The sequence below is a fragment of the Natrinema thermotolerans genome, assembly GCF_031165565.1.
In the GTDB taxonomy this organism is placed as follows: domain Archaea; phylum Halobacteriota; class Halobacteria; order Halobacteriales; family Natrialbaceae; genus Natrinema; species Natrinema thermotolerans.
On the sequence record NZ_CP101873.1, the window covers coordinates 1,845,157 to 1,864,109 of the forward strand.

An 18,953-nucleotide genomic window follows, 5' to 3' on the forward strand; every position below is an offset into this window, starting at 1 on the left:
GTCGTTCCCACCAGTAAATATTGCCCCGACGTGGTGCCACCGACGAGGGGGGCGGATGGAAATCGTCGGCAAGACACCGGCACGGGCGGGAACGAGGCGACACCGGGACGCCACGCGTCGTCGGTAGCGGTAATTGATTCCGGTACCGTACCCGACGGCGACGCCGGATTCGGAGCAGGGACGGTTAGTCGAAACAGGCGACGAGTTCGCCCTGGGTTCGTGGATCGGGCTCGAAGCGCAACTCCTCGGCGAGTCCGTGGTACCGGGATCGAAGGACGACGTTCTCGTCGACGTAATAGACGGCGCGGATGTCCCACCTGTCACGCGAGTCGACGCTCGAGCGGCCGGTCCCGGTCGTCAGGTCGTATCGGATCGCGACCATGACCGCGTCCGGGTTCGTCGCCGACCCGACGGCAGCCACACGGCCGTCCGTTCGGCGGAGGTCGACGGTCCGCGCTTCGGCACCGTACTGGCCGAGAAACGCGTTGTGTCGATACGCCCGCTCGAACGTCGTGACGTACTCGACCATGGTATCGTCCAGCGACGACGGCGACGACGGATACGTCCGCGGCTCGAGCGGGGCGTCGTCCGGCGGATCGGGATCGGGACGGTTGACGTCGTCACACTCGAACCAATCGGCCGGGACGGTTCCGGAGTCCAGCGGCGGGCCGGTCGGCCCGTCCGACGCGTACTCGAAACCGCCCGTCGTGACCGCGACGGTCGTGACGACCGACGCGAGGAACCCGCGGCGAGGTCGGAGGCGGTTCATACGCTAACGTCTCAAACTAACAATAAGTATCTTCTGAAAGAACGATCGATCCACTGGTACGGTCGGGTCTCCGACCCCTCGAGCAGTCGATCGAGGTCCCGTGCCAGCGTCGGACCGACGGTCCGACGAGGCTCACCGCCGTTGGGGTCTCGTTACCCGCCGTGAGATCGGGAGAATCGTCGTTCAAGCCTTCGACTCCGCGGACGATCTTTCGAGAATCCAGCGGCGACGAATGGGCGTTACGCCTCGTCCTCGAGCAGCCGGTCGAGCATCTCGTCGGGATCGAACCGCTCCAAGTCGTCGTATCCCTGCCCGACGCCGAGGAACAGGATCGGCTTCCCGGAGACGTGAGCGATCGAAATCGCCGCGCCAACGTCGGACCTCCGGTCCGACGAGGATCGCCTCGCTTCGCTCGGCTCACCGCCGTTGGAGTCGGCGTCGGCCGACATGAAATCGACGCAATCGCTGTTCAGTCCTTGAATCCTCGGGTAACCGATTTCGAGGGTCCAGCGGCAAAGAAAGCATGGATCGACGTTACTCCTCGTCTTCGAGCAGCCGATCGAGCATCTCGTCGGGATCGAACCGCTCCAGGTCGTCGTACCCCTGCCCGACGCCGAGGAACAGAATCGGCTTCCCGGTGACGTGGGCGATCGAGATCGCCGCGCCGCCGTTGGAGTCGGCGTCGGCCTTCGTCAGGATCGCGCCGTCGATCTCGGCGGCGTCGTTGAACTCCCGAGCGCGGTTGACCGCGTCCTGTCCTGCCACCGCCTCGTCGACGAACAGCGTCATGTCCGGGCCGACGACGCGGTCGATCTTCTCGAGTTGATCCATCAGCCCCTCGTCGGTGTGGAGCCGGCCGGCGGTATCGCCCAGCACGACATCGACATCGTTGGCCTCGGCGTACTCGACGGCGTCGTACAACACCGCAGCGGGATCGCCGCCCTGTTCGTGACTGATGAGTTTCGTCTCGAGCGCGTCGGCGTGTTCCTGGATCTGCTCGTTGGCACCGGCGCGGTAGGTGTCGCCGTTGGCCATCACTGTCGAGTAGCCCCGCTCCTCAAAGTAGCGGCTCAGTTTGGCGATCGAGGTCGTCTTCCCGACGCCGTTGACGCCGGTGAAGACGATGGTGACCGGCTTGTCGGCCTCGGCGATGCGCTCGTCGAAGTCGAACTGACCGACGCTGATCACGTCGTAGATCGCGTTGTGTAGCGCGTCCTCGACGACCTCGCCGGTCGAGGTCGTAAAGGTCCGGGTCTCCCCGATCAGTTCGTCGCGGATGTTGTCGAGGATCTCCTCGGCGACGCCCATCTCGACGTCGCTGGAAAGCAGCGCCATCTCGAGTTCGTGCAGCGGCCCCTCGAGGTCCTCTTCCTCGATGACGAACTTCCCCTTGACGAGGGACTTGGCCTTCGCGCCGAAGCCGGTTCCGCCGTTGTCGGCGGTCGCATCGTCCTCGTCGGCGTCGGCCTCATCCGTGGTCTCGTCGGCGTCCCCGGCGACTGGCCCCTCGTCGACCGCCGTTTCGGCGGCCGGGTCGTCGACCGTCGCCGTCTCTGCCGCCGCCTCGTCCGGCGTCGCGGCGTCGACCGGCTCGTCGTCGGAGCCGGTTTCGTCGGCATCGGATTCGTCGTCGGACGACCCCGAAAAGAGCGAGCGGGCTCTGGCACCGAGCCCGGTCCGACCGCCGTCGTCTTCGTCGTCCGCCGCGGCCTCGTCGTCTTCGTCGACGGCCGGCCCCTCGTCCGAGACCGGTTCGTCCGGGGCCGAACCGGCGTCGTCGGCCTCGAGATCGGGGCCGGTCGCTGGTTCCTGCCCCGCGGATTCGGCCGCGTCCGCGGTGGCGGTCTCGGTCGTCGGCTCCGTTCCCGACTCGGAAGTGACCGACGCGTCCGGTTCGACCGCGGCGGCCGCCGTCTCGGCGTCGGCGGTAGTATCGGTGGCTTCCGCGTCCGCCGACCTCGCCGGTTCCGCGTCGGCCGACTCCGTCGGTTCGGTATCGGCGTCGCCGTCGGCGAGTTCGTCCGCTTCGAGGTCTTCCTCGTCGACCTCCTCGACGTTCTCCTCGGCGGCTTCTTCGGCGTCGTCGCGGAAGCTTCCGAGCTTGTCCTTCAGGTTATCGAACATGGCTGGCGATGAAAGTATCTACGCCGCGTTACTCGTCGGGCTGGCCCTGGCCCATTCCCTGCATCTGCTGTTGCATCGCCTGCTGCTGGAGCTGCTGGGCCTGCTGCTCGAGTTCGTCGCTCTCGGTCTCGAGTTCCGAGATCTCCTCGTTGAGTTCGTCGATCTGGTCGTCGAGGTGATCCTTCTTGTTCTCGAGGGCGTCGACGGCGTCGCCCTCCTCGAACTCCGCGGCGTAGTCGGCGCCGAGGTCGACGATGACCTCGTCGATGTTTTCGATCGTCGTTCGCAGGTAGGCACCGCCGCCAAGCGGCATCTGGACCGTCGAGCCGGTCTCGAGGGTCTCGATCGCTTCGATGGCCTCGTCGACCTCGGTCTGTTCCTGTCGCAGGGCTTCGACGTTCGCCTGCAGACCTTCGATCTGTTCTTCGATCTCCTGAAGCTCCTGGGACAGCTGCTGGAGTTGCTGCTGACCCATTATTGGGATACCTCCTCGAGTTCGATCTCGGTACGTTTGAGCCCGTGCTGGCTTCCGAGCTGCGTGTAGGCGTATTCGCGAGCGACGTTCTCGTTCTCGGCGTCGATGGTCGTCTCGAACTCCGCGAACCCGTCGCGGTTCTTGAACCGACCACTGACCGTAAATTGACTCATGCCTATCCCTCCGGCAGGCAGTCGGAAGAATCTTCCCTTCCCATTCGACGGCCGCCGACCGACGCGAGGTGCCGGAGCGAGGGTCTCTCCCCGACGTTCCCCACGAGCGAAGGGTCAAGCGTTTTCCGACGGGCGATCGAACCCGGCCGCATGAGCGAACTCGATCCCGACGAGTTGTTGCCCAGCGAGCGAATGCGAGAGCAGGCCCTCGAGGGCGCGGTCACCCAGATCCATCGCGGCCAGCAGTATGCCGACGAAGGAGACACGTTCGTGATCGACGACACGACCTTCGAGGTGACTGCGGTTCGGGAGCGGACGCTCGGGGACCTGACCGACGAGGACGCCCGAGCCGAAGGGATGGACGACCTCGAGGGGTATCGACGCATGCTCGATCACGCTCACGAGAACTTCGAGTGGGACGACGACAGCGACGTCGTCCGCCATCGGTTCGAACGGCAGTAGGCCTCAGTCCTCGAGTCGCCGAAGCGGCCGTTGTCCGTCGTTCGCGACCGCACCGACCGGCGCGTTCGGGCGAGAGCGAGCGGGCGCGGTCGCCGACGGCGACCGATACGCCGCGAGCAGCCCCCACATGAGCCCGGTTGCGAGGAGGCCGACCGCGGCCAGCGACATGCCCATCGTCGCGAACGTGATCGCGTAGACGCCGCCCAACGCCATCTTGGGGAGACTCGTCGCGAGGGGGATCCGCGCGTTTACGTCCCGAAGCGCGGGCGCGAGAACGACCACCGAGAGCAGACTACCGGCCATGAAAAGCAAATCCTGCCAGACCATACAGAGGGTACTCGCCACCGAGTAAATATAGACATCGGTCGGGAACGGTCTCGAGAAGACGAAATACCGGCGTCAAGCGGCGTCGATCGCGGCCGCTCGAGAAGACGTGAGAATCGAAATCGGGGGGACTGACCGTCAGTCGAGATAGCCCAGCGCGTCCTCGATCCGGCCGAGTTCGGGGCCGGTCGTGTCCTCGCCGACGACGTAGCCGGCCTCGTTGGCGATCAGGCCGGAGCCGACCAACGGCGCGCCGTAGTTGACCGTGCCGACGTCGGCCCGAACGTCCAGGGCCTCCTCGAGCGCGTCGAGTTCCTCGTCGGTAGCTTTCGGGTGACAGAGGACGCCGGTGTTGGTCGCCACCGCGGCGGTGCCGACGGTCCGGACCCCGGCGAGGTCGCCGCGCTCGACGGGGACCTCGAGGGTGTCTTCGACGATCCCGATCGCCTCGCGGGGCAGATCCGGATGGACGTAGGCCCCGTAATCGTTCGCGAGGACGACGTTGCCGGCGGCATTGATACTGCCGGGCAGTTCGGCGACGGGCACGTCGATCTCGTCCGCGAGGGTCTCGAGTTCGTACTCGAGGACCCGGGAGCTGACGAGCAGGCCGTTCTCGTTACCCGTCGCTAGGGCACCGACCGTCGAGGAGCCGCCGACGGTCGTGGGAACGACGGGGACCTCGAGTTCGTCGGACAGATCGGCGACGACGTCGTCGTCGACATCGTGGCGAACGAGTACGCACGAGTCGGTCGCGCGGGCGAAGACGCCGACGTAGGCCGACCCGGCGAAGGCGAGGCGTTGCAAGTTTAGTCGGCGACCTCGGCTTCGACGACCGCTTCGCCCTCTTCGTCGAAGCGGGCCGCGCGGACGCGAAGCTTTCGCGGCGGGTTCGAGCGCCCGTTCGACCAGACTTCCTCGTTGATCGAGGGGTCCAGTCGGATGGCGTCTTCCTCGACCGCGAAGTGTTTCGCGAGGTGTTCGCGGACCAGTCGCATTGCGTAGTCGGCGGCCTCGTGGTTCGCGCCCTTCTTGACGTCTCGCAGGGGAACGGTGACGACGCGTTCCTCGAAATCACTTGCACTCATCGTTACTCGTCAGTGTCGTTGCGCCGCCAGTTGCGTCGCTTGGGGTTGCGCTGGACTTCCATGTCCGTCTTCATCATGACCCAGGCCGGCACGCGGCTGTTCTGGTTCTCGAGTTTGGCAAGTCGCTTCTTCTTGCCCTTCGATTTCTTACCCATAGTAGCCGGACGTAGCCCGCGGTGGCTTAAAATCTTGTCCATCTGGTGGGGCCGGCCGGTCGGCCCTCGAACGGGCACGAGACCGCGCGAACACGTCCCGAAGACGGGGTTCGGTTCTCGAACCGCCGCCCGAGAACGGGCGTCACGTACGGCGTGGCCGGTCCGTCCCCGACGGTCACTCGAGCGGGAACGACGCCACGGTCGAATAGACCGGCCCCTCGTCGGTGAGGGTACTCTCGGTGAGTCGGACCTCGTCGACGCGGGCCTCGCCGATCGCCGGCTCGCGCTCCTCAACGAGTTCTTGGACCAGTTCCTTCCCGCCGGCGTGCGTCATCCGGGCGAGCGTGACGTGTGGCGTAAAGTCGTGGTCGTCGGGATCGAACCCCATCGCCGTCGTTCGATCCTCGATGGCCTCGTGCAGCCGGGTCAGCTCCTCGCCGCCGTCCGCGACGCCCAGCCAGACGACGCTGATGTACTCGAGGCTCGGGAAGACACCCAGCCCGCCGTAGCGAACCGTGAAGGGGTCGACGGCGGCGTCGGCAACCGCCGCCCCGAGTGCCCGCTCGAGGGCCGGCAGTCGGTCCTCGTCCACGTCACCGAGGAACTTCATCGTGACGTGGGCCTGTGTCGGGTCGGTGAACTCGAGGCCGCTCGCGTCCGCGAACTCGTCTTGGAGATCGGCGACCGGCTCAGCGAGGTCGTTGGGGAGGTCGACGCTGGCGAACAGTCGCATACGCGGAGCCTCGTCGGCGGGCCACTCAAGCGTGACGGGTACCCGAACCGGCGGCGTCCGCCCCGGGCAGTTCGTAGTTAGGGGGTCGCGTTATGACGGCTGGGACCCCAGAGAGGGTAATGACCGACGTAGCCGTCCTCGGCGGCGGGATCGGCGGCCTCACCGCGGCCCACGAACTCGCCGAGCGGGGACTCGAGGTGACCGTCTTCGAGGCCAACGATCGCTTCGGCGGCAAAGCGCGCTCGATGCCGATCACGGACGAGCCGGACGCGTTACACGGCGAACACGGCTTCCGGTTCTTCCCGGCGTTCTACCGGCACGTCATCGAGACGATGGAGCGGATCCCCGACGGCGACGGGGTCGTCGCGGACAACCTCGTCGAGACCGAAGCGACCCTGATCGCGAGTACCGACGGTCAGGAACGGACCGCCGAGACGAAGACGCCCGACTCGGTCCGTGGCTGGCTCGCGGCGCTGCGCCCGGCCTTCGCCGAGGACCTGCCCCGTGAGGACGTTCGATACCTCCTCGAGCGACTGCTCTACCTGCTGACGGCCTGTCAGCAGCGACGCGAGGAGGAACTCGACGACGTCTCGTGGTGGGAGTTCATCGACGCGGAGAACCGCTCGCCGGAGTTCCGGGACCGACTCGCCTACGCCACGCAGGCGCTGGTCGCGCTCCGACCGCAGGTCGGCAGCGCCCGGACCGTCGGGACGATCTACCTGCAGCTGCTGTTCGGCCAGCTCGACCCGACCGCGCCGACCGAGCGGATCCTGAACGCACCGACCAACGAGGCCTGGATCGACCCCTGGGTCCGCCACCTCGAGTCGCTGGGCGTCGATTTCCGGCCGGAGACGCCCGTTCGAGCCCTCGAGTTCGACGGCCACCGGGTCACGGGCGCCACGCTGGCGGGCGGTGAGACGGTCGCGGCCGACGACTACGTACTGGCGGTGCCGGTCGAGGTCGCTCCCGAGTTCGTCACGCCCCAACTGCGCCGGGCCGCACCGGAGCTGGGGCGGATCGAACGCCTCGAGACGGCCTGGATGAACGGGATCCAGTTCTACCTCTCGACGGACATCGAGCTGACGCGGGGGCATCAGGTCTACGCGGACGCCCCGTGGGCGCTGACCTCGATCTCACAGCGGCAGTTCTGGACCGACTACGACCTCGAGGGGCGCGGTCCCGACGGGGTCGAGGGCGTCCTGTCGGTGATCGCCTCCGACTGGGACACGCCGGGAATCGTCCACCAGAAGCCGGCCCGGGAGTGTACCCGCGAGGAGATCGCCGAGGAGATCTGGGCGCAGCTGAAAGCGCATCTGAACGGTCCCAACGAGCGACTGCGGGACGACCATCTCGTCGACTGGTTCCTCGATCCGTCGATCGTCGAGAGCGTTGCGTCGGAGACGCAACGCGCGGACGGCGGCGTCGAGAACCGCTCGCCGCTCCTCATCAACACCGTCGGCTCGCTCCGGAACCGGCCGCCGGCCGACGTCGGCGTCCGAAACCTCGCGCTGGCCAGCGACTACGTGCGGACGAACTCGGATCTGGCCTCGATGGAGTCGGCCAACGAGGCCGGCCGACGGGCGGCAAACGCCGTCCTCGACCGACGCGGTGCCCGCTGCTCGCGGGCGCGGATCTGGGACCTCAAGGAGCCCGGCGTGTTCGAACCGTTCAAGCGCCAGGACCGGGTCCGGTACCGGCTCGGGCTCCCCCATCCGGCCGCGGTGACCCAGTCGCTGCGGGGCGTGACCAGACGGCTCGGCGAGCGGATCTGACGCCCGAGCCCCGCCGCTACCCGGGTCGCAGCCCTTAACAGTCGCCGTCGCCAATTCCTGTTAATGACTGACCGAGACGACGATCGCGACCATCAGTTCTCCGAGGGCGAGGGCTTCGGCGATCCCTACGAGGAGTTCGATCTGGATCCGCCGGAACTCGGCGTCGACCCCTCGAAGGTCGATCCCGTCGACTCCCGCGTCGTCACCGACACGCTGGACAAACACAACATCGATTCGGACGAGGTCGACGCCACCGAACTGCTCGACGTCGGCCTGAACTACATGCAGATCAACCGTTACGAGCAGGCCACCGAGGCCTTCGAGCGGACCGCCCGCTACGCCGAGGACGACCGTCTCGAGCAGGAGGCCTGGGTCAACAAGGGCGTCGCCCACGCCGAACTCGAGGAGTACGACGAGGCGATCGGGGCCCACCGCGAGGCGCTGCGGATCGACGACGAGAGCGAACACGCCGCCACCGCCGAGACGAACCTCGCCTACGCGCTCTGGGAGTTCGGCGAGACCACCGAGGCGCTCGAACACGCCGAACGCGCCATCGAGATCGACGAGCGCTTCGCCGCCGGCTGGTTCAACCGCGCGTTCTTCCTCTCGGAGCGCGGCCTCTCCGAGGAGGCGCTCCACTGCATCGACAACGCGATCCGGCTGGGCCTGCGCAACGCGAAGGTCTTAGAGGAGAAGGCCGAGATCCTCGAGGAACTCGGCGAGTTCGATCAGGCCGAGGAGATCGCCGAGGAGGCGAACGAGATGCGCGAGCGGGCCGAACAGGAGATGATGGACGACCGCAAGGAGACTCTCGGCGGGGGCCAGGGCGGCCCCGGCGGGGCCGGCGGCATGGGTGCCGGACCGGGCGCCGGCGGCCAGCCCGGACTGGGAACCGGCCGGCAGTCCCGTCCCCAGCAGGGCGACATCGGGCTCGAGGACCTGGGCCTGGGCGACCTCGACACCGGCGACGAGGACGAGGACCGCGAGTGGGAACTCGAGTGATCGGATGATCGTCAACGAGCGCGACACTCAGGAGGGGCTGCTGGTTTCGGTCTGCGACGAGGACGTGCTGGGCGAGACCTTCGAGGAGGGCGACCTCTCGCTAACCGTCACCGAGGAGTTCTACGGCGGCGACGTCGTTGAGGAAGCCGCGGTCGTCGAGAGCCTCGCGCAGGCCGACGTGGCCAATATCGTCGGCACCCGCGCCGTCGAACTCGCCGTCGAGGAGGGCTTTATTGACGAGGCGAACGTCCTCGAGGTGGGGGCGACGCTGCACGCGCAGTTGCTGCGGATGCAGTAGGGCGGTCCGGTCGGGCGTCAGCGGGGACCGCTACGATCGGAGCGACACGAGCGTCATCGAGGGTTCTATGGCGGATTCGTCCGGAGAGCCGTCGGCTCGAGCGTTCAGAGATCGGTTCGCTTGAACCGGTAGTAGCCGATCGCGACGGGCACAGCCAGCCAGGCCAGCATGACGACGACGCCGAACCAGTCCTGCAGATAGAACGGTGCGTCGCCGGGGAACCGCTCGGCAGGGGTCATCTGATAGGCCTCCGGCGACTGCAGGCCGTACTGGAACTGGAAGGGATAGATCGTCCCCTCGACGACGCTGCTGGCCAAGTTGGTGTACGCGAAGATGGGGTTGAACTGCTCGAGGAGGAGATACCACGTCTCGGCCTCGATCGGCGGCCCCTCGTCGTAGAGGAGGTAGTACGGCCCGGCAGTGAGCAGTTCCCAGAGCGCGACGAACACCATGTAGCACCCGACGACGACGGCCATCGACTTGCCCCGCGAGGAGACGGCCGCGGAGACGCCGACGGCCAGCCCGACGAAGGTCGTCCCGAACAGCAGGGAGACGGCGGCGAAACCCAGCCAGTCGACGAACGGCACCGAGCGGAAGAAGACGGCACCGAGGACGAGCGAGGCGAGGAACGCGAGGCCGACCGCTACCCCGACGACCGCCGTGCGGCCCAGTAGCTTGCCGAACACGACGTCGGTCCGGTTCGGTGGCAGGCCGAGCAGGAGCTTGATACTGCCCGATCGACGCTCGCCGACGACGGCCATGTAGCCGGCGATCAGCGCGGCGACCGGAATGATCACCTGCAGCGGGAGCCCGAGGAAGTTCAGCACCTCGGCCGCGGTTACGTCGTCGACCGTGTACCAGATCGCGGTGTAGCCGATCACGACCAGCCCGACGAGCAGCCCGATCAGCGACCAGAGGAGCTTCGACCGGCCGGCGTCGTCGAACTCCTTGCGGGCGACGGTCGGAATGTGCGAGGTCATCGGGTCACCTCCGGTTCGACCGCGGTCGCGTCCGCCTCGGCCGCCCCCGTTATCCCCCCGTTCTCGGCCGCGTCGCCGTTCGTCAGGGCGGTAAACAGCGACTCGAGGGAGACCTCCTCGATCCGCACGTCCGCGATCGACGCGCCCGCGTCGGCGACGGCGGTCACGACGTCGGCCTTCGCGGGCGGCTCGGTGACCGTACACTCGAGGGTACGCCCGGACGCGGTGACGTCGGTGATCCCGGCCAGGTCGCGGACGAGATCGCGGGCGTCGGCCCCGCTCCGATCGGCCAGGGTCAGCGTCATCGTCGCGCCCCCGCCGATCTCCTCGCGCAGCCCCGCGATCGTATCGACGGCGACGAGTTCGCCTTCGTTCAACACGCCGACGCGGTCACAGACCGCCTCGACGTGTTCGAGGATGTGACTCGAGAAGAAGACGGTCGTCCCGCGCTCGGCCTCGCGACGGACGAGGTCCTGCATCTCGCGGATGCCGTGGGGATCGAGCCCGGTCGAGGGCTCGTCCATGATCAGCAGGTCGGGGTCGCCGACCAGCGCCATGCCGGTCGCGAGCCGCTGGCGCATCCCCTTCGAGTAGTCGCCGGCCGGCCGCTCGGCGTCCGCGGGATCGAGCCCGACCCGCTCGAGGAGGTCGTCGGGATCGTCGTCGGCCCCTTTCGTCTTGGCGGCGAACTCGATGTGGCGGCGGCCGGACAGCCGGGGGTAGACGTCGAACCCCTCGGGGAGGACGCCGACGCGGGGGCTGATCGCGTCGGCCTCGGCCTGTGCGTCGTAGCCGAGTACCGTCGCCGACCCCGCGGTCGGCCGCGCGAAGTCGAGCAACATGTTGATCGTCGTCGACTTCCCCGCCCCGTTGGGGCCGAGGAAGCCGAACACCTCGCCGTCGTCGACGGTCAGATCCAGATCGTCGACGGCGGTGAGATCGCCGTACTCCTTGGTCAGACCGGTCGTTTCGATGGCAACCATCTCGAGCGGGGCTACAGCGGGCACGTGTATAGGGCTGGAACCACGGTTTCACGGTCGGAAACTGTGGGGTCTTTTATATCATCCTGTCATACGAACGATCGAATGACCGACGATGAGGACCAAGAAGTACTCGCCTTACTCGACGACGAGTACGCGCGTCGCATCCTCATCGCGGCCAGCGAGGAACCGATGTCCGTCGACCGCCTCACCGAACGCTGCGACGCTTCGCCGCCGACGATCTACCGGCGGATCGAGCGGCTCGCGGACCAGGGGTTCCTCGACGAGTATCAGGAACTCGATCCCGATGGACACCACTACAAGACCTACAGCACGCGACTCGAGCGCGTGGCGATCGAGATCGCCGAGGGCTCGATGGAGATGGACGTGTACCGCCGCGACGAGGATCCCGCCGACCGGTTCACCAGACTGTTCGAAGACCTGTGAGCGTCATGTTCGGACCACTACTACAAACGGTCGAAAGCGAAGGCGGGACGACGGCGATCGCCGTCGCCGTCTTCCTCGGGCAGGCGACGGCGTTCGTGGTCGCGTGCTGGATCGCAAAGCGGTCCTACGACGGCTACCGGGACGTCCGCCGGAAGCCCCTGCTGTGGCTCGCTCTCGGGATCACGCTGCTGGCCGCGGTGCCGACGGTCCTTCGGTTCCTGTTACCGACGGTACTCGGTGCGTCGTCGGTGACGACGTCCGTCCTCGCGACGAGCAGCGAGATTGCGGGCCTGGTCGCGATCCTCTATACCGTCTACGGGCGGCCGTGACCGATAGCGGCCGACCCGCTCGAGCGAGCGCGAGGTGGGGCCGATGACCGGGCCCGGGCTCGCGACGGCCGCGCTCGAGACGACCGTCTTCGGGCTCGACGAGGCGACGACGATCTTCCTGACGGGGCTGACAAGCGCCGCGCTCGGAACGGTCGTGGCGTGGACGGCCTATCGGGGGTACGCGCGAAACGACAGTCGGCCGATGCTGTTTCTGGCCGTCGGCATCGCCCTCCTCACGGTCGTACCGTTCGTCTCGTCGTACGCGGTCGACTGGGGCACCGACGCGACCGATGCGACGGTGTTGCTGGTCGTCACCGTCTCGCACCTGCTCGGACTGCTCGCGATCGTTCGCTCGTTCAGGAGGCCCGATTCGACATGACATCCACACCCATGACTTCAGCACGTACGACAGTCGGAACCGTATTCGACCGCGTCCGCGCCTGGAGCCGCTGGTTCTTCGGCGTCGTCGCCCGCAAGCGGACCTACGCCAACATCGCGTACCTGCTGCTGTCGTTCCCGCTCGGGATCGGCTACTTCACCGTCCTCGTGACCGGCGCGGCGATCCCGATCGGGCTCGGGTTCGCGGTCGTCGATATGGCCATGACGGAGCCGATCGCGTTGCTTATCGCCGGGATTCCGCTCTCGTTGGTCCTGGTGTGTATCGGCGGCCCGCTCGTGGCCGGCGTCCTGTTCGCGTCGATCGAACTGACCGCCCTCGAGCGGCTGCTGGCGACGCGGTTGCTCGGTGCGGACGTCCGAACCGGCGAGCCGGCCGACAGCATCCGTGAGCGGGCCCGCCGGCTCGTCTTCGATCGAGGGACGTGGAAGGGAGTCGGCTACCTGTTCAGCAAGTTCGTGTTCGGACTCTGCTCGTTTATCGCGGTCATCATGGGGTTTGCGTTCACGTACGTCCTCGTCGCCGCACCGCTTCACTACCGGAACCAGCTGGTCGGGATCCACATCGGCGACCCGATCGAGATCGTCCCCGAACTCACCTACCAGCACGAGGACTGGGCCATCGACCTGACCTCGCCGATTCCGCTGTCGATCACCGACGGCGAACTGGTGTCGGTGTACGTCGACGCGCTGCCGTCGGCGCTCGTCGTCTCGGCCGTCGGCGTCCTCGTCGGGCTAGTCGTCCTCCACCTGCTCAACGCCGTCGCGTGGCTGTTTGCCCGGTACACGGAACTGGTGTTGGACGGCACCCAGCCGTCGGTCTTCAGCGAACCGCCGACGGAGTGAACCACGCGGCCACCGTGGCTCGCCGTCTCCGGTCCCGCATCCGTCGGTCCGCAGCCGGGCTCGTCACTCGCGCCGTCGGCGTCCCAAAATCGTTTGGAGGTAGCCGTATCCCCGTGGCGCTCCACGTACCCACTGCGGCAGGGCACCCACCAGATCCGACCCCACTCCCCCCCTGCCGTCACCTCCCGAACCCCGCCTCACCCCACCCCCTTCCTCCCCACCCACCGTCCGTTTCGCCCACGCGTCCGAAGCCGACCGGCCGGCGATCGCGGCCCCGAACCGACGCGGCCGATTCGACGCGATTCCGGAACGTCGGCCACCGCTGGACCGAAGGAGTGTTTTGCGTGCGGTCCCTGCTAGTCGCCAATGAGTCAACAGAACCTCGAGGCGCTCGACGTCGGGGCGATCCGGGAGGAATATCCCATCCTCCAGCGGGAGTTCAGTGGCGAGCAACTCGTCTACCTCGACAACGCGGCGACGACCCAGACGCCGGACCCGGTCGTCGACGCGATGAGCGACTACTACCGCGAGTACAACGCCAACGTTCACCGCGGCATCCACCACCTCAGCCAGGAGGCCTCGATCGCCTACGAGGAGGCCCACGACCGCGTCGCCGAGTTCATCGGGGCCAGCGGCGGCCGCGAGGAGATCGTCTTCACGAAGAACACGACCGAAGCCGAGAACCTCGTCGCCTACTCGTGGGGACTGAACGAACTCGGCCCCGGCGACGAGATCGTGCTGACCGAGATGGAACACCACGCCTCGCTGGTCACGTGGCAACAGATCGGCAAGCGCACCGGGGCCGAGGTGAAGTATATCCGGATCGACGAGGACGGCCGCCTCGACATGGACCACGCGAGCGAGATCATCACCGACGACACCGCGATGGTCTCGGCGGTCCACGTCTCGAACACGCTCGGCACCGTCAACCCCGTGTCCGACCTGGTCGACATCGCCCACGACCACGACGCGCTGGCCTTCATCGACGGCGCACAGGCCGTCCCCAACCGCCCCGTCGACGTCGCGGCGATCGACGCCGACTTCTACGCCTTCTCCGGTCACAAGATGGCCGGCCCCACCGGCATCGGCGCGCTCTACGGCAAGAAATCGATCCTCGAGGACATGCAACCCTACCTCTACGGCGGCGGCATGATCCGCAAGGTCACCTTCGAGGACTCCACCTGGGACGACCTCCCCTGGAAATTCGAACCCGGCACGCCACAGATCGCGGAAGCCGTCGGGCTCGTGGCCGCCATCGACTACCTCGAGGAGATCGGCATGGAACGCATCGAGGCCCACGAGGAGGAACTGGCCCGCTACGCCTACGAACAGCTCGACGCCGAGCCCGGCATCGAGATCTACGGTCCCGAACCCGGCCCCGAACGCGGCGGCCTCGTTGGGTTCAACTTGGAGAGCGTCCACGCCCACGACCTGGCCTCGATCATGAACGACCACGCGGTCGCGATCCGCGCCGGCGATCACTGTACCCAGCCGCTACACGACAAGCTCGGGGTGGCCGCGTCGGCTCGCGCCTCGTTCTACATCTACAACACGAAAGCGGAGATCGACAAGCTGGTCGCGGCGATCGACGACGCCCGGCAGCTGTTCGCATAACTACCGTTCGTCGACGCCTGGGGAGTGTTTCAGTGGATTTTGGAAAGCGTAGTTCTCCGCTCGCGCGGGTGGCGACGGCTCCCCCCGTCGACCGTCAGTGACCGACCAGTACTGCGACGGCACGGACGAACGATCGACTCGAGCCGAGCCGAATCGCGACCGGTCGGGAACGAACACTGTTCAACGCGAGTGACACGGACGTTTTACCCGCTCGCTCGCTACGTAACGGCGATGGCCACGGACGACGAGGGCACGGACGATCCGATCGATATCCTGCTGGTCGAGCCCAACCCCGGCGACAGCCGGCTCTTCGAGGAGCAGTTCACGGATGCGAAGTTGCTCAACACCATCCACACCGTCTCCGACGGCGACGAGGCCCTCGCGTTTCTCCACCAGCGTGGCGAGTTCGCCGAGGATCCCCGACCCGACATCGTCCTGCTCGAGCCACAACTGCCCGGCAAGAGCGGGATCGAAGTCCTCTCGGAACTAAAGAACGACCCCGTGTTGAACGAGATCCCGGTCGTCGTCCTCACGAGTTCCGATGCGGGCGAGCAGGTCGTCCGGTCCCACGGCCTCGAGGCCGACACCTACCTGCAAAAGCCCGTCGAACCAGAGGACTTCGTCGAGTTCGTCCGGTCCGTCGAGGACTTCTGGTTCGCGATCGTCCAGAAGTCCGCCGAGTGACCGCCGCGAGGACGGCGCGTTTATTTTCCGGCCGGCGAAAGGCGGGGACGATGCTCGAGGCAGTTCGCGACCGTGCCCGCACCTATTTCGACGACGCGTCACCGGCCCACGACTGGCACCACGTCCAGCGGGTCGAGCGGTTGGCCGAGACGCTGTGCGAGCGCCACTCCGACGCCGTCGACGATCGGGTGGTCCGCCTCGCCGTCTACTGTCACGATGTCGGCCGGACGAAGGAAGACCGCGGCGAGATCGACGACCACGCGCAGTGGGGCGCGCGGGAAGCCGAGGGGATCCTGCGCGAGTGCGGGGCCGGCACGGCGACGATCGAGCGAGTCCAACACTGTATTCGGGCTCACCGCTACTCGAACGACCTCGAGCCCGCGACGCTCGAGGCGAAACTCGTCGCCGACGCGGACAACCTCGACGCGCTCGGTGCGGTCGGCATCGCCCGCGTGTTCGCCTACGGTGGCGAGATCGGCGATCCGATCCACGATCCGGCCCAGCCGATCGCGGAAGACGACACCGACGCCGGCGCGACACAGTACAACCACTTCCACAAGAAGATCCTCGACCTGCCGGCGCGGATGTACACCGACGTTGGCCGGGACCTCGCTGCGGACCGCGTCGGGTTCGTTCGCGAGTACCTCGAGCGGTTCGATAGCGAGGTCGTCGGCGAGCGATAGGGGCCGGTCGCCGACCGGACCCGACGGCCCCGAACCCGTCGGAAACCGACGCGATCGGCCGTTTCGGCCCCGGAACCCTTTTACAACTCACTGGCCTATCCGTAGCCAACGATGGGACTGGGCTCCGATATGTACCGACAGCAGATCCTCGACCACTACAAGAACCCACGCAACTACGGGGAACTCGAGGATCCGACGTACACACACATCGGCGAGAACCCGATGTGTGGCGACGAGATCCGCATGGACATCGACCTCGCTGACGACGGAGAGACGATCGAACGGGTCGCCTTCCAGGGCGACGGCTGTGCGATCAGTCAGGCCTCCGCCAGCATGCTCTCCGGGGAACTCGTCGGCAAGACCCTCGAGGAACTCCAGGAGATGGATCGCGACGACGTGATCGACATGCTCGGGGTCGAGGTCTCGCCCATGCGAGTCAAATGTGCCGTGCTGGCCGAGAAGGTCGCACAGGACGGCGCGGAGATCTACGAGGGCGAACTCGACGTGGAGAAGACGACGACCGAGGACTAGAACCCACCTTTTTACTTCTCGGGTGCGCTCGCTGCGCGAGCGCACCACTCGAAGCAAAAATCTGGACCAAAAAAACACCGGAAGAGCGCAGCTCTTCCGAGCCCTCGTTCACTGCGTTCACGAGGACGGCCGCTCGCTCACTCGGCGCGGCGCTGCGCGCCGCGCTCTCGTTCGCTCGCGGGTGCTATCGGTTTCTCCAGCAGCACGTGAACCGCCGCCTCCCGACTCAGTTCACCGCTGGGGATCGACCTCGGCCAGCGGGTTCGGCACCGTGCCGTGTTCGATCGCGTGGGGCCGCTCGGGGAGGTCGCCGTACCCCACGTCGACGATCCGATTGCGGTTCAGCGTCAGCTTCGGGAACGACGGCTCGAGCAGGTCGAACAGCTCGAACCGCTCCTCGAGGTCAGGGAAGCGGTCGTGGTAGTCCTCGATGGCGGCCCGGACCCGGCCCCAGAACTCGGTTTCGGGGTAATCGTGATGGCGGGCCAGCAGGTCGGCCAGATAGCGGTAGACGCCGACGAACAGCCCATAGACGACGAACAGCCGCAGCTCTTCGGGCGGGACCGACAGCAACACGTCGTCGAGGTCCTCGGGCAGTCCCTGCAGTTCCGCGAGGGGCGCATCGGCGACGTTGACGTCGTCGACGAAGTCCTTGACCGCCAGCCGGGCGGGCCGATCGTCCTCGAGGACGAGGATCGTGTTCTCGCCGTGGGGCGAGAACGCGGTCCCGTACCGGTAGAGGTAGTGCAACAACGGTGGCAACATCGTCTCGAACAGCTCGTCGAGCCACGCCGACAGCGACAGATCGGAGCGCTCGACTAACTTCGAGACCACCGGCTCGCCGTCCTCGACGTGAAGGAGTGCGGCGAGGCTCATCGCTCGCTGATCGTCGTCGATCAGGTCGGTGACGCTCTCGCGCCAGACACAGCCCAGCAGTTCGTTGTACTGGTAGGGCGGTGCCTCGAGCGCGTCGAAGGTGGGGTGATCGAAGTTGACGCCGGCGATCTCCCCGGGCAAGACGAGTTCGCACTCGTCGCGCAGGAACGGGTCCGAATCCCGGACATCCTTGACGTACTCGGTGACCAGCGGCGCAGCCTCGGTGCGCTCGCCGGGGAGGCCGCGCCAGACGAGCGTGTTGACGATCTGCAGCGGGAGCTTCACGTTGTGTTTGGCCGGTTCGTCGGCGTTGACGAAGGTGCGGACCGACTGCATCGGCAGGTACTCGTCCGGGCCGGGACCCAGCGGGACGATGTCGTTGGTCGCGAGTTGGCGGCCGAACAGGGGAACGATCGCGTTCTCCCACTGCCAGTCGTGGACCGGCAGGAACAGGTAGTCGTCCGGGTCGAGCCCGCGGTCCGCGAGGTCGTCCCGAAACCGCCCGTAGTAGTCGCCGAGTTCAGCCTCGAGCAGCGCCTCGTGATCGAGGCCCGAAACGCCCACGAACGTGGCGGCCTCGCGGGAGACGCCACACCACGAGAGCCGGATCGGTTCGGACCGCTCGGGCGCGTAGTCGCGGTAGTCGTCGTACCCCCAGCCGACCCGGCCCTTGTTGAACGTGAGCCACGGGTGGCCGGTCATCTCGCCCTCGATTTCGGCGTAGGGCATATCGAGGACGGAGCGGGCCGTCGCATCGGCGGCGTCAGCGTCGGCCCCGTCGTCGGCGTCGATGTGGGCGTCCGCAAGCAGCGTGTTGGTGTACTCGCGGACGAGATGCCCCGCCGTGATCGAGTCCATCTCGATCGTCGGCTCGAGATCCACGACGAACTGCAGCGGGTCGGCGGCGGGCTCGAACCCGTCGCCGTCGTCGCGCTCGAGCGAGTCGACGCGGACGCTGATCGAGTCCCAGAACCGCTCGACGGCGTCGAAGCGGTACCGGGTCCCGTCGAGGTCGGCCTCGTAGGTCGTCCACTCGCCGTCGGGGTCGGCGACCGGCTCCGGCTCGAGGATGTCCTCGTAGGTGAACTCCCGGACGATCTTCGCGAGGAGTTCGCGGCCGGCGTCGTCCCAGCGGGCCTCGGTCAGCACCGTCTCGAGCGTGTCGGTTCCGTCGAATCCGTACTCCTGGTCCGTGGTGTGTCGTGTGTGTTGCAT

The 18,953-nt window shown here is 67.0% G+C and carries 24 protein-coding genes and 1 pseudogene; 12 read left to right on the plus strand and 13 right to left on the minus strand.

Annotated elements, in window-relative coordinates; all coding sequences use genetic code 11:
- Positions 1 to 184: 184 nt before the first annotated feature.
- The 5 genes and pseudogenes from NP511_RS09545 to rpl18a form a co-directional block, all read right to left on the minus strand.
- Positions 185 to 769, minus strand: coding sequence for a hypothetical protein (locus NP511_RS09545; RefSeq protein ID WP_049965363.1), 585 nt, complete (start codon positions 767 to 769; stop codon positions 185 to 187).
- Between the two features lie 239 nt (positions 770 to 1,008).
- A pseudogene (locus NP511_RS22960) lies at positions 1,009 to 1,212 on the minus strand (signal recognition particle-docking protein FtsY); the annotation flags it as partial.
- Between the two features lie 91 nt (positions 1,213 to 1,303).
- A complete protein-coding gene (gene ftsY / locus NP511_RS09555) occupies positions 1,304 to 2,893 on the minus strand; it encodes a signal recognition particle-docking protein FtsY (protein WP_049965361.1) in 1,590 nt (529 codons plus the stop codon).
- Positions 2,894 to 2,921: 28 nt separating this feature from the next.
- Positions 2,922 to 3,368: a prefoldin subunit alpha gene (pfdA, locus tag NP511_RS09560; protein ID WP_006648332.1), complete on the minus strand. Its 447-nt coding sequence runs from the start codon at positions 3,366 to 3,368 to the stop codon at positions 2,922 to 2,924.
- Complete coding sequence (rpl18a, locus tag NP511_RS09565) at positions 3,368 to 3,541, minus strand: 50S ribosomal protein L18Ae (protein WP_006182965.1); 174 nt, start codon at positions 3,539 to 3,541, stop codon at positions 3,368 to 3,370. The genes pfdA and rpl18a overlap by 1 nt, the downstream gene beginning before the upstream one ends.
- A gap of 150 nt (positions 3,542 to 3,691) precedes the next feature.
- On the opposite strand from rpl18a, the gene NP511_RS09570 reads away from it, so the two are divergent.
- Entirely contained in the window at positions 3,692 to 4,003 is a 312-nt protein-coding gene (locus tag NP511_RS09570; RefSeq protein WP_006648333.1) for an ASCH domain-containing protein, read from the plus strand.
- 3 nt (positions 4,004 to 4,006) lie between these two features.
- Here the strand turns inward: NP511_RS09570 and NP511_RS09575 are convergent, their stop codons facing one another.
- From NP511_RS09575 to thpR, 5 genes are all read right to left on the minus strand, one after another.
- Positions 4,007 to 4,330 (minus strand): hypothetical protein, encoded by a 324-nt coding sequence (locus tag NP511_RS09575; protein WP_049965360.1) that lies wholly within the window; start codon positions 4,328 to 4,330, stop codon positions 4,007 to 4,009.
- A gap of 135 nt (positions 4,331 to 4,465) precedes the next feature.
- Positions 4,466 to 5,131: a translation initiation factor IF-6 gene (locus NP511_RS09580; RefSeq protein WP_006648335.1), complete on the minus strand. Its 666-nt coding sequence runs from the start codon at positions 5,129 to 5,131 to the stop codon at positions 4,466 to 4,468.
- Positions 5,132 to 5,133: 2 nt separating this feature from the next.
- Positions 5,134 to 5,412, minus strand: coding sequence for a 50S ribosomal protein L31e (locus tag NP511_RS09585; protein ID WP_006182969.1), 279 nt, complete (start codon positions 5,410 to 5,412; stop codon positions 5,134 to 5,136).
- 2 nt (positions 5,413 to 5,414) lie between these two features.
- Complete coding sequence (locus NP511_RS09590; protein WP_004267621.1) at positions 5,415 to 5,567, minus strand: 50S ribosomal protein L39e; 153 nt, start codon at positions 5,565 to 5,567, stop codon at positions 5,415 to 5,417.
- A 175-nt stretch (positions 5,568 to 5,742) separates the two neighbouring features.
- Entirely contained in the window at positions 5,743 to 6,300 is a 558-nt protein-coding gene (thpR, locus tag NP511_RS09595) for an RNA 2',3'-cyclic phosphodiesterase (RefSeq protein WP_049965359.1), read from the minus strand.
- 119 nt (positions 6,301 to 6,419) lie between these two features.
- Here thpR and NP511_RS09600 point away from each other — a divergent pair, with 119 nt between their 5' ends.
- The 3 genes from NP511_RS09600 (at position 6,420) to NP511_RS09610 (ending at position 9,372) form a co-directional block, all read left to right on the plus strand.
- Entirely contained in the window at positions 6,420 to 8,072 is a 1,653-nt protein-coding gene (locus tag NP511_RS09600; protein WP_049965358.1) for a hydroxysqualene dehydroxylase, read from the plus strand.
- 63 nt (positions 8,073 to 8,135) lie between these two features.
- A complete protein-coding gene (locus tag NP511_RS09605) occupies positions 8,136 to 9,074 on the plus strand; it encodes a tetratricopeptide repeat protein (RefSeq protein WP_049965357.1) in 939 nt (312 codons plus the stop codon).
- A gap of 4 nt (positions 9,075 to 9,078) precedes the next feature.
- Positions 9,079 to 9,372, plus strand: a complete 294-nt coding sequence (locus tag NP511_RS09610; RefSeq protein ID WP_049965356.1) for a DUF424 domain-containing protein — start codon at positions 9,079 to 9,081, stop codon at positions 9,370 to 9,372.
- 104 nt (positions 9,373 to 9,476) lie between these two features.
- Here the strand turns inward: NP511_RS09610 and NP511_RS09615 are convergent, their stop codons facing one another.
- Positions 9,477 to 10,352: an ABC transporter permease gene (locus NP511_RS09615; protein WP_049965355.1), complete on the minus strand. Its 876-nt coding sequence runs from the start codon at positions 10,350 to 10,352 to the stop codon at positions 9,477 to 9,479.
- Positions 10,349 to 11,335: an ABC transporter ATP-binding protein gene (locus NP511_RS09620; protein WP_049965354.1), complete on the minus strand. Its 987-nt coding sequence runs from the start codon at positions 11,333 to 11,335 to the stop codon at positions 10,349 to 10,351. The genes NP511_RS09615 and NP511_RS09620 overlap by 4 nt, the downstream gene beginning before the upstream one ends.
- 102 nt (positions 11,336 to 11,437) lie before the next feature.
- Here NP511_RS09620 and NP511_RS09625 point away from each other — a divergent pair, with 102 nt between their 5' ends.
- The 8 genes from NP511_RS09625 (at position 11,438) to sufU (ending at position 16,862) form a co-directional block, all read left to right on the plus strand.
- Positions 11,438 to 11,779, plus strand: coding sequence for an ArsR/SmtB family transcription factor (locus tag NP511_RS09625; protein WP_006182977.1), 342 nt, complete (start codon positions 11,438 to 11,440; stop codon positions 11,777 to 11,779).
- Between the two features lie 5 nt (positions 11,780 to 11,784).
- Complete coding sequence (locus NP511_RS09630; protein WP_049965353.1) at positions 11,785 to 12,108, plus strand: hypothetical protein; 324 nt, start codon at positions 11,785 to 11,787, stop codon at positions 12,106 to 12,108.
- Between the two features lie 43 nt (positions 12,109 to 12,151).
- Entirely contained in the window at positions 12,152 to 12,487 is a 336-nt protein-coding gene (locus NP511_RS09635) for a DUF7521 family protein (protein ID WP_049965352.1), read from the plus strand.
- An 11-nt stretch (positions 12,488 to 12,498) separates the two neighbouring features.
- Entirely contained in the window at positions 12,499 to 13,350 is an 852-nt protein-coding gene (locus NP511_RS09640) for a sensor domain-containing protein (protein ID WP_049965351.1), read from the plus strand.
- Between the two features lie 366 nt (positions 13,351 to 13,716).
- Positions 13,717 to 14,964, plus strand: a complete 1,248-nt coding sequence (locus NP511_RS09645) for an aminotransferase class V-fold PLP-dependent enzyme (protein WP_049965350.1) — start codon at positions 13,717 to 13,719, stop codon at positions 14,962 to 14,964.
- 231 nt (positions 14,965 to 15,195) lie between these two features.
- Positions 15,196 to 15,648, plus strand: a complete 453-nt coding sequence (locus NP511_RS09650) for a response regulator (protein ID WP_049965414.1) — start codon at positions 15,196 to 15,198, stop codon at positions 15,646 to 15,648.
- 50 nt (positions 15,649 to 15,698) lie between these two features.
- The gene (locus tag NP511_RS09655; RefSeq protein WP_049965349.1) at positions 15,699 to 16,331 is read left to right on the plus strand and encodes an HD domain-containing protein; all 633 of its coding nucleotides are present in this window, start codon (positions 15,699 to 15,701) and stop codon (positions 16,329 to 16,331) included.
- A gap of 111 nt (positions 16,332 to 16,442) precedes the next feature.
- Entirely contained in the window at positions 16,443 to 16,862 is a 420-nt protein-coding gene (sufU, locus tag NP511_RS09660) for a Fe-S cluster assembly sulfur transfer protein SufU (RefSeq protein WP_006182984.1), read from the plus strand.
- Between the two features lie 231 nt (positions 16,863 to 17,093).
- On the opposite strand, the gene NP511_RS09665 is transcribed toward sufU, so the two are convergent.
- The gene (locus NP511_RS09665) at positions 17,094 to 18,953 is read right to left on the minus strand and encodes an IucA/IucC family protein (RefSeq protein ID WP_049965348.1); all 1,860 of its coding nucleotides are present in this window, start codon (positions 18,951 to 18,953) and stop codon (positions 17,094 to 17,096) included.

What these genes read in the sequence shown, in the direction of transcription:
- NP511_RS09545 (WP_049965363.1), bottom strand. Translation starts at nt 769, where the DNA reads ATGAACCGCCTCCGACCTCGCCGCGGGTTCCTCGCGTCGGTCGTCACG.
- ftsY (WP_049965361.1), bottom strand. Translation starts at nt 2,893, where the DNA reads ATGTTCGATAACCTGAAGGACAAGCTCGGAAGCTTCCGCGACGACGCC.
- pfdA (WP_006648332.1), bottom strand. Translation starts at nt 3,368, where the DNA reads ATGGGTCAGCAGCAACTCCAGCAGCTGTCCCAGGAGCTTCAGGAGATC.
- rpl18a (WP_006182965.1), bottom strand. Translation starts at nt 3,541, where the DNA reads ATGAGTCAATTTACGGTCAGTGGTCGGTTCAAGAACCGCGACGGGTTC.
- NP511_RS09570 (WP_006648333.1), top strand. Translation starts at nt 3,692, where the DNA reads ATGAGCGAACTCGATCCCGACGAGTTGTTGCCCAGCGAGCGAATGCGA.
- NP511_RS09575 (WP_049965360.1), bottom strand. Translation starts at nt 4,330, where the DNA reads ATGGTCTGGCAGGATTTGCTTTTCATGGCCGGTAGTCTGCTCTCGGTG.
- NP511_RS09585 (WP_006182969.1), bottom strand. Translation starts at nt 5,412, where the DNA reads ATGAGTGCAAGTGATTTCGAGGAACGCGTCGTCACCGTTCCCCTGCGA.
- NP511_RS09590 (WP_004267621.1), bottom strand. Translation starts at nt 5,567, where the DNA reads ATGGGTAAGAAATCGAAGGGCAAGAAGAAGCGACTTGCCAAACTCGAG.
- thpR (WP_049965359.1), bottom strand. Translation starts at nt 6,300, where the DNA reads ATGCGACTGTTCGCCAGCGTCGACCTCCCCAACGACCTCGCTGAGCCG.
- NP511_RS09600 (WP_049965358.1), top strand. Translation starts at nt 6,420, where the DNA reads ATGACCGACGTAGCCGTCCTCGGCGGCGGGATCGGCGGCCTCACCGCG.
- NP511_RS09605 (WP_049965357.1), top strand. Translation starts at nt 8,136, where the DNA reads ATGACTGACCGAGACGACGATCGCGACCATCAGTTCTCCGAGGGCGAG.
- NP511_RS09610 (WP_049965356.1), top strand. Translation starts at nt 9,079, where the DNA reads ATGATCGTCAACGAGCGCGACACTCAGGAGGGGCTGCTGGTTTCGGTC.
- NP511_RS09615 (WP_049965355.1), bottom strand. Translation starts at nt 10,352, where the DNA reads ATGACCTCGCACATTCCGACCGTCGCCCGCAAGGAGTTCGACGACGCC.
- NP511_RS09620 (WP_049965354.1), bottom strand. Translation starts at nt 11,335, where the DNA reads ATGGTTGCCATCGAAACGACCGGTCTGACCAAGGAGTACGGCGATCTC.
- NP511_RS09625 (WP_006182977.1), top strand. Translation starts at nt 11,438, where the DNA reads ATGACCGACGATGAGGACCAAGAAGTACTCGCCTTACTCGACGACGAG.
- NP511_RS09630 (WP_049965353.1), top strand. Translation starts at nt 11,785, where the DNA reads ATGTTCGGACCACTACTACAAACGGTCGAAAGCGAAGGCGGGACGACG.
- NP511_RS09635 (WP_049965352.1), top strand. Translation starts at nt 12,152, where the DNA reads ATGACCGGGCCCGGGCTCGCGACGGCCGCGCTCGAGACGACCGTCTTC.
- NP511_RS09640 (WP_049965351.1), top strand. Translation starts at nt 12,499, where the DNA reads ATGACTTCAGCACGTACGACAGTCGGAACCGTATTCGACCGCGTCCGC.
- NP511_RS09645 (WP_049965350.1), top strand. Translation starts at nt 13,717, where the DNA reads ATGAGTCAACAGAACCTCGAGGCGCTCGACGTCGGGGCGATCCGGGAG.
- NP511_RS09650 (WP_049965414.1), top strand. Translation starts at nt 15,196, where the DNA reads ATGGCCACGGACGACGAGGGCACGGACGATCCGATCGATATCCTGCTG.
- NP511_RS09655 (WP_049965349.1), top strand. Translation starts at nt 15,699, where the DNA reads ATGCTCGAGGCAGTTCGCGACCGTGCCCGCACCTATTTCGACGACGCG.
- sufU (WP_006182984.1), top strand. Translation starts at nt 16,443, where the DNA reads ATGGGACTGGGCTCCGATATGTACCGACAGCAGATCCTCGACCACTAC.
- NP511_RS09665 (WP_049965348.1), bottom strand. Translation starts at nt 18,953, where the DNA reads ATGCAACACACACGACACACCACGGACCAGGAGTACGGATTCGACGGA.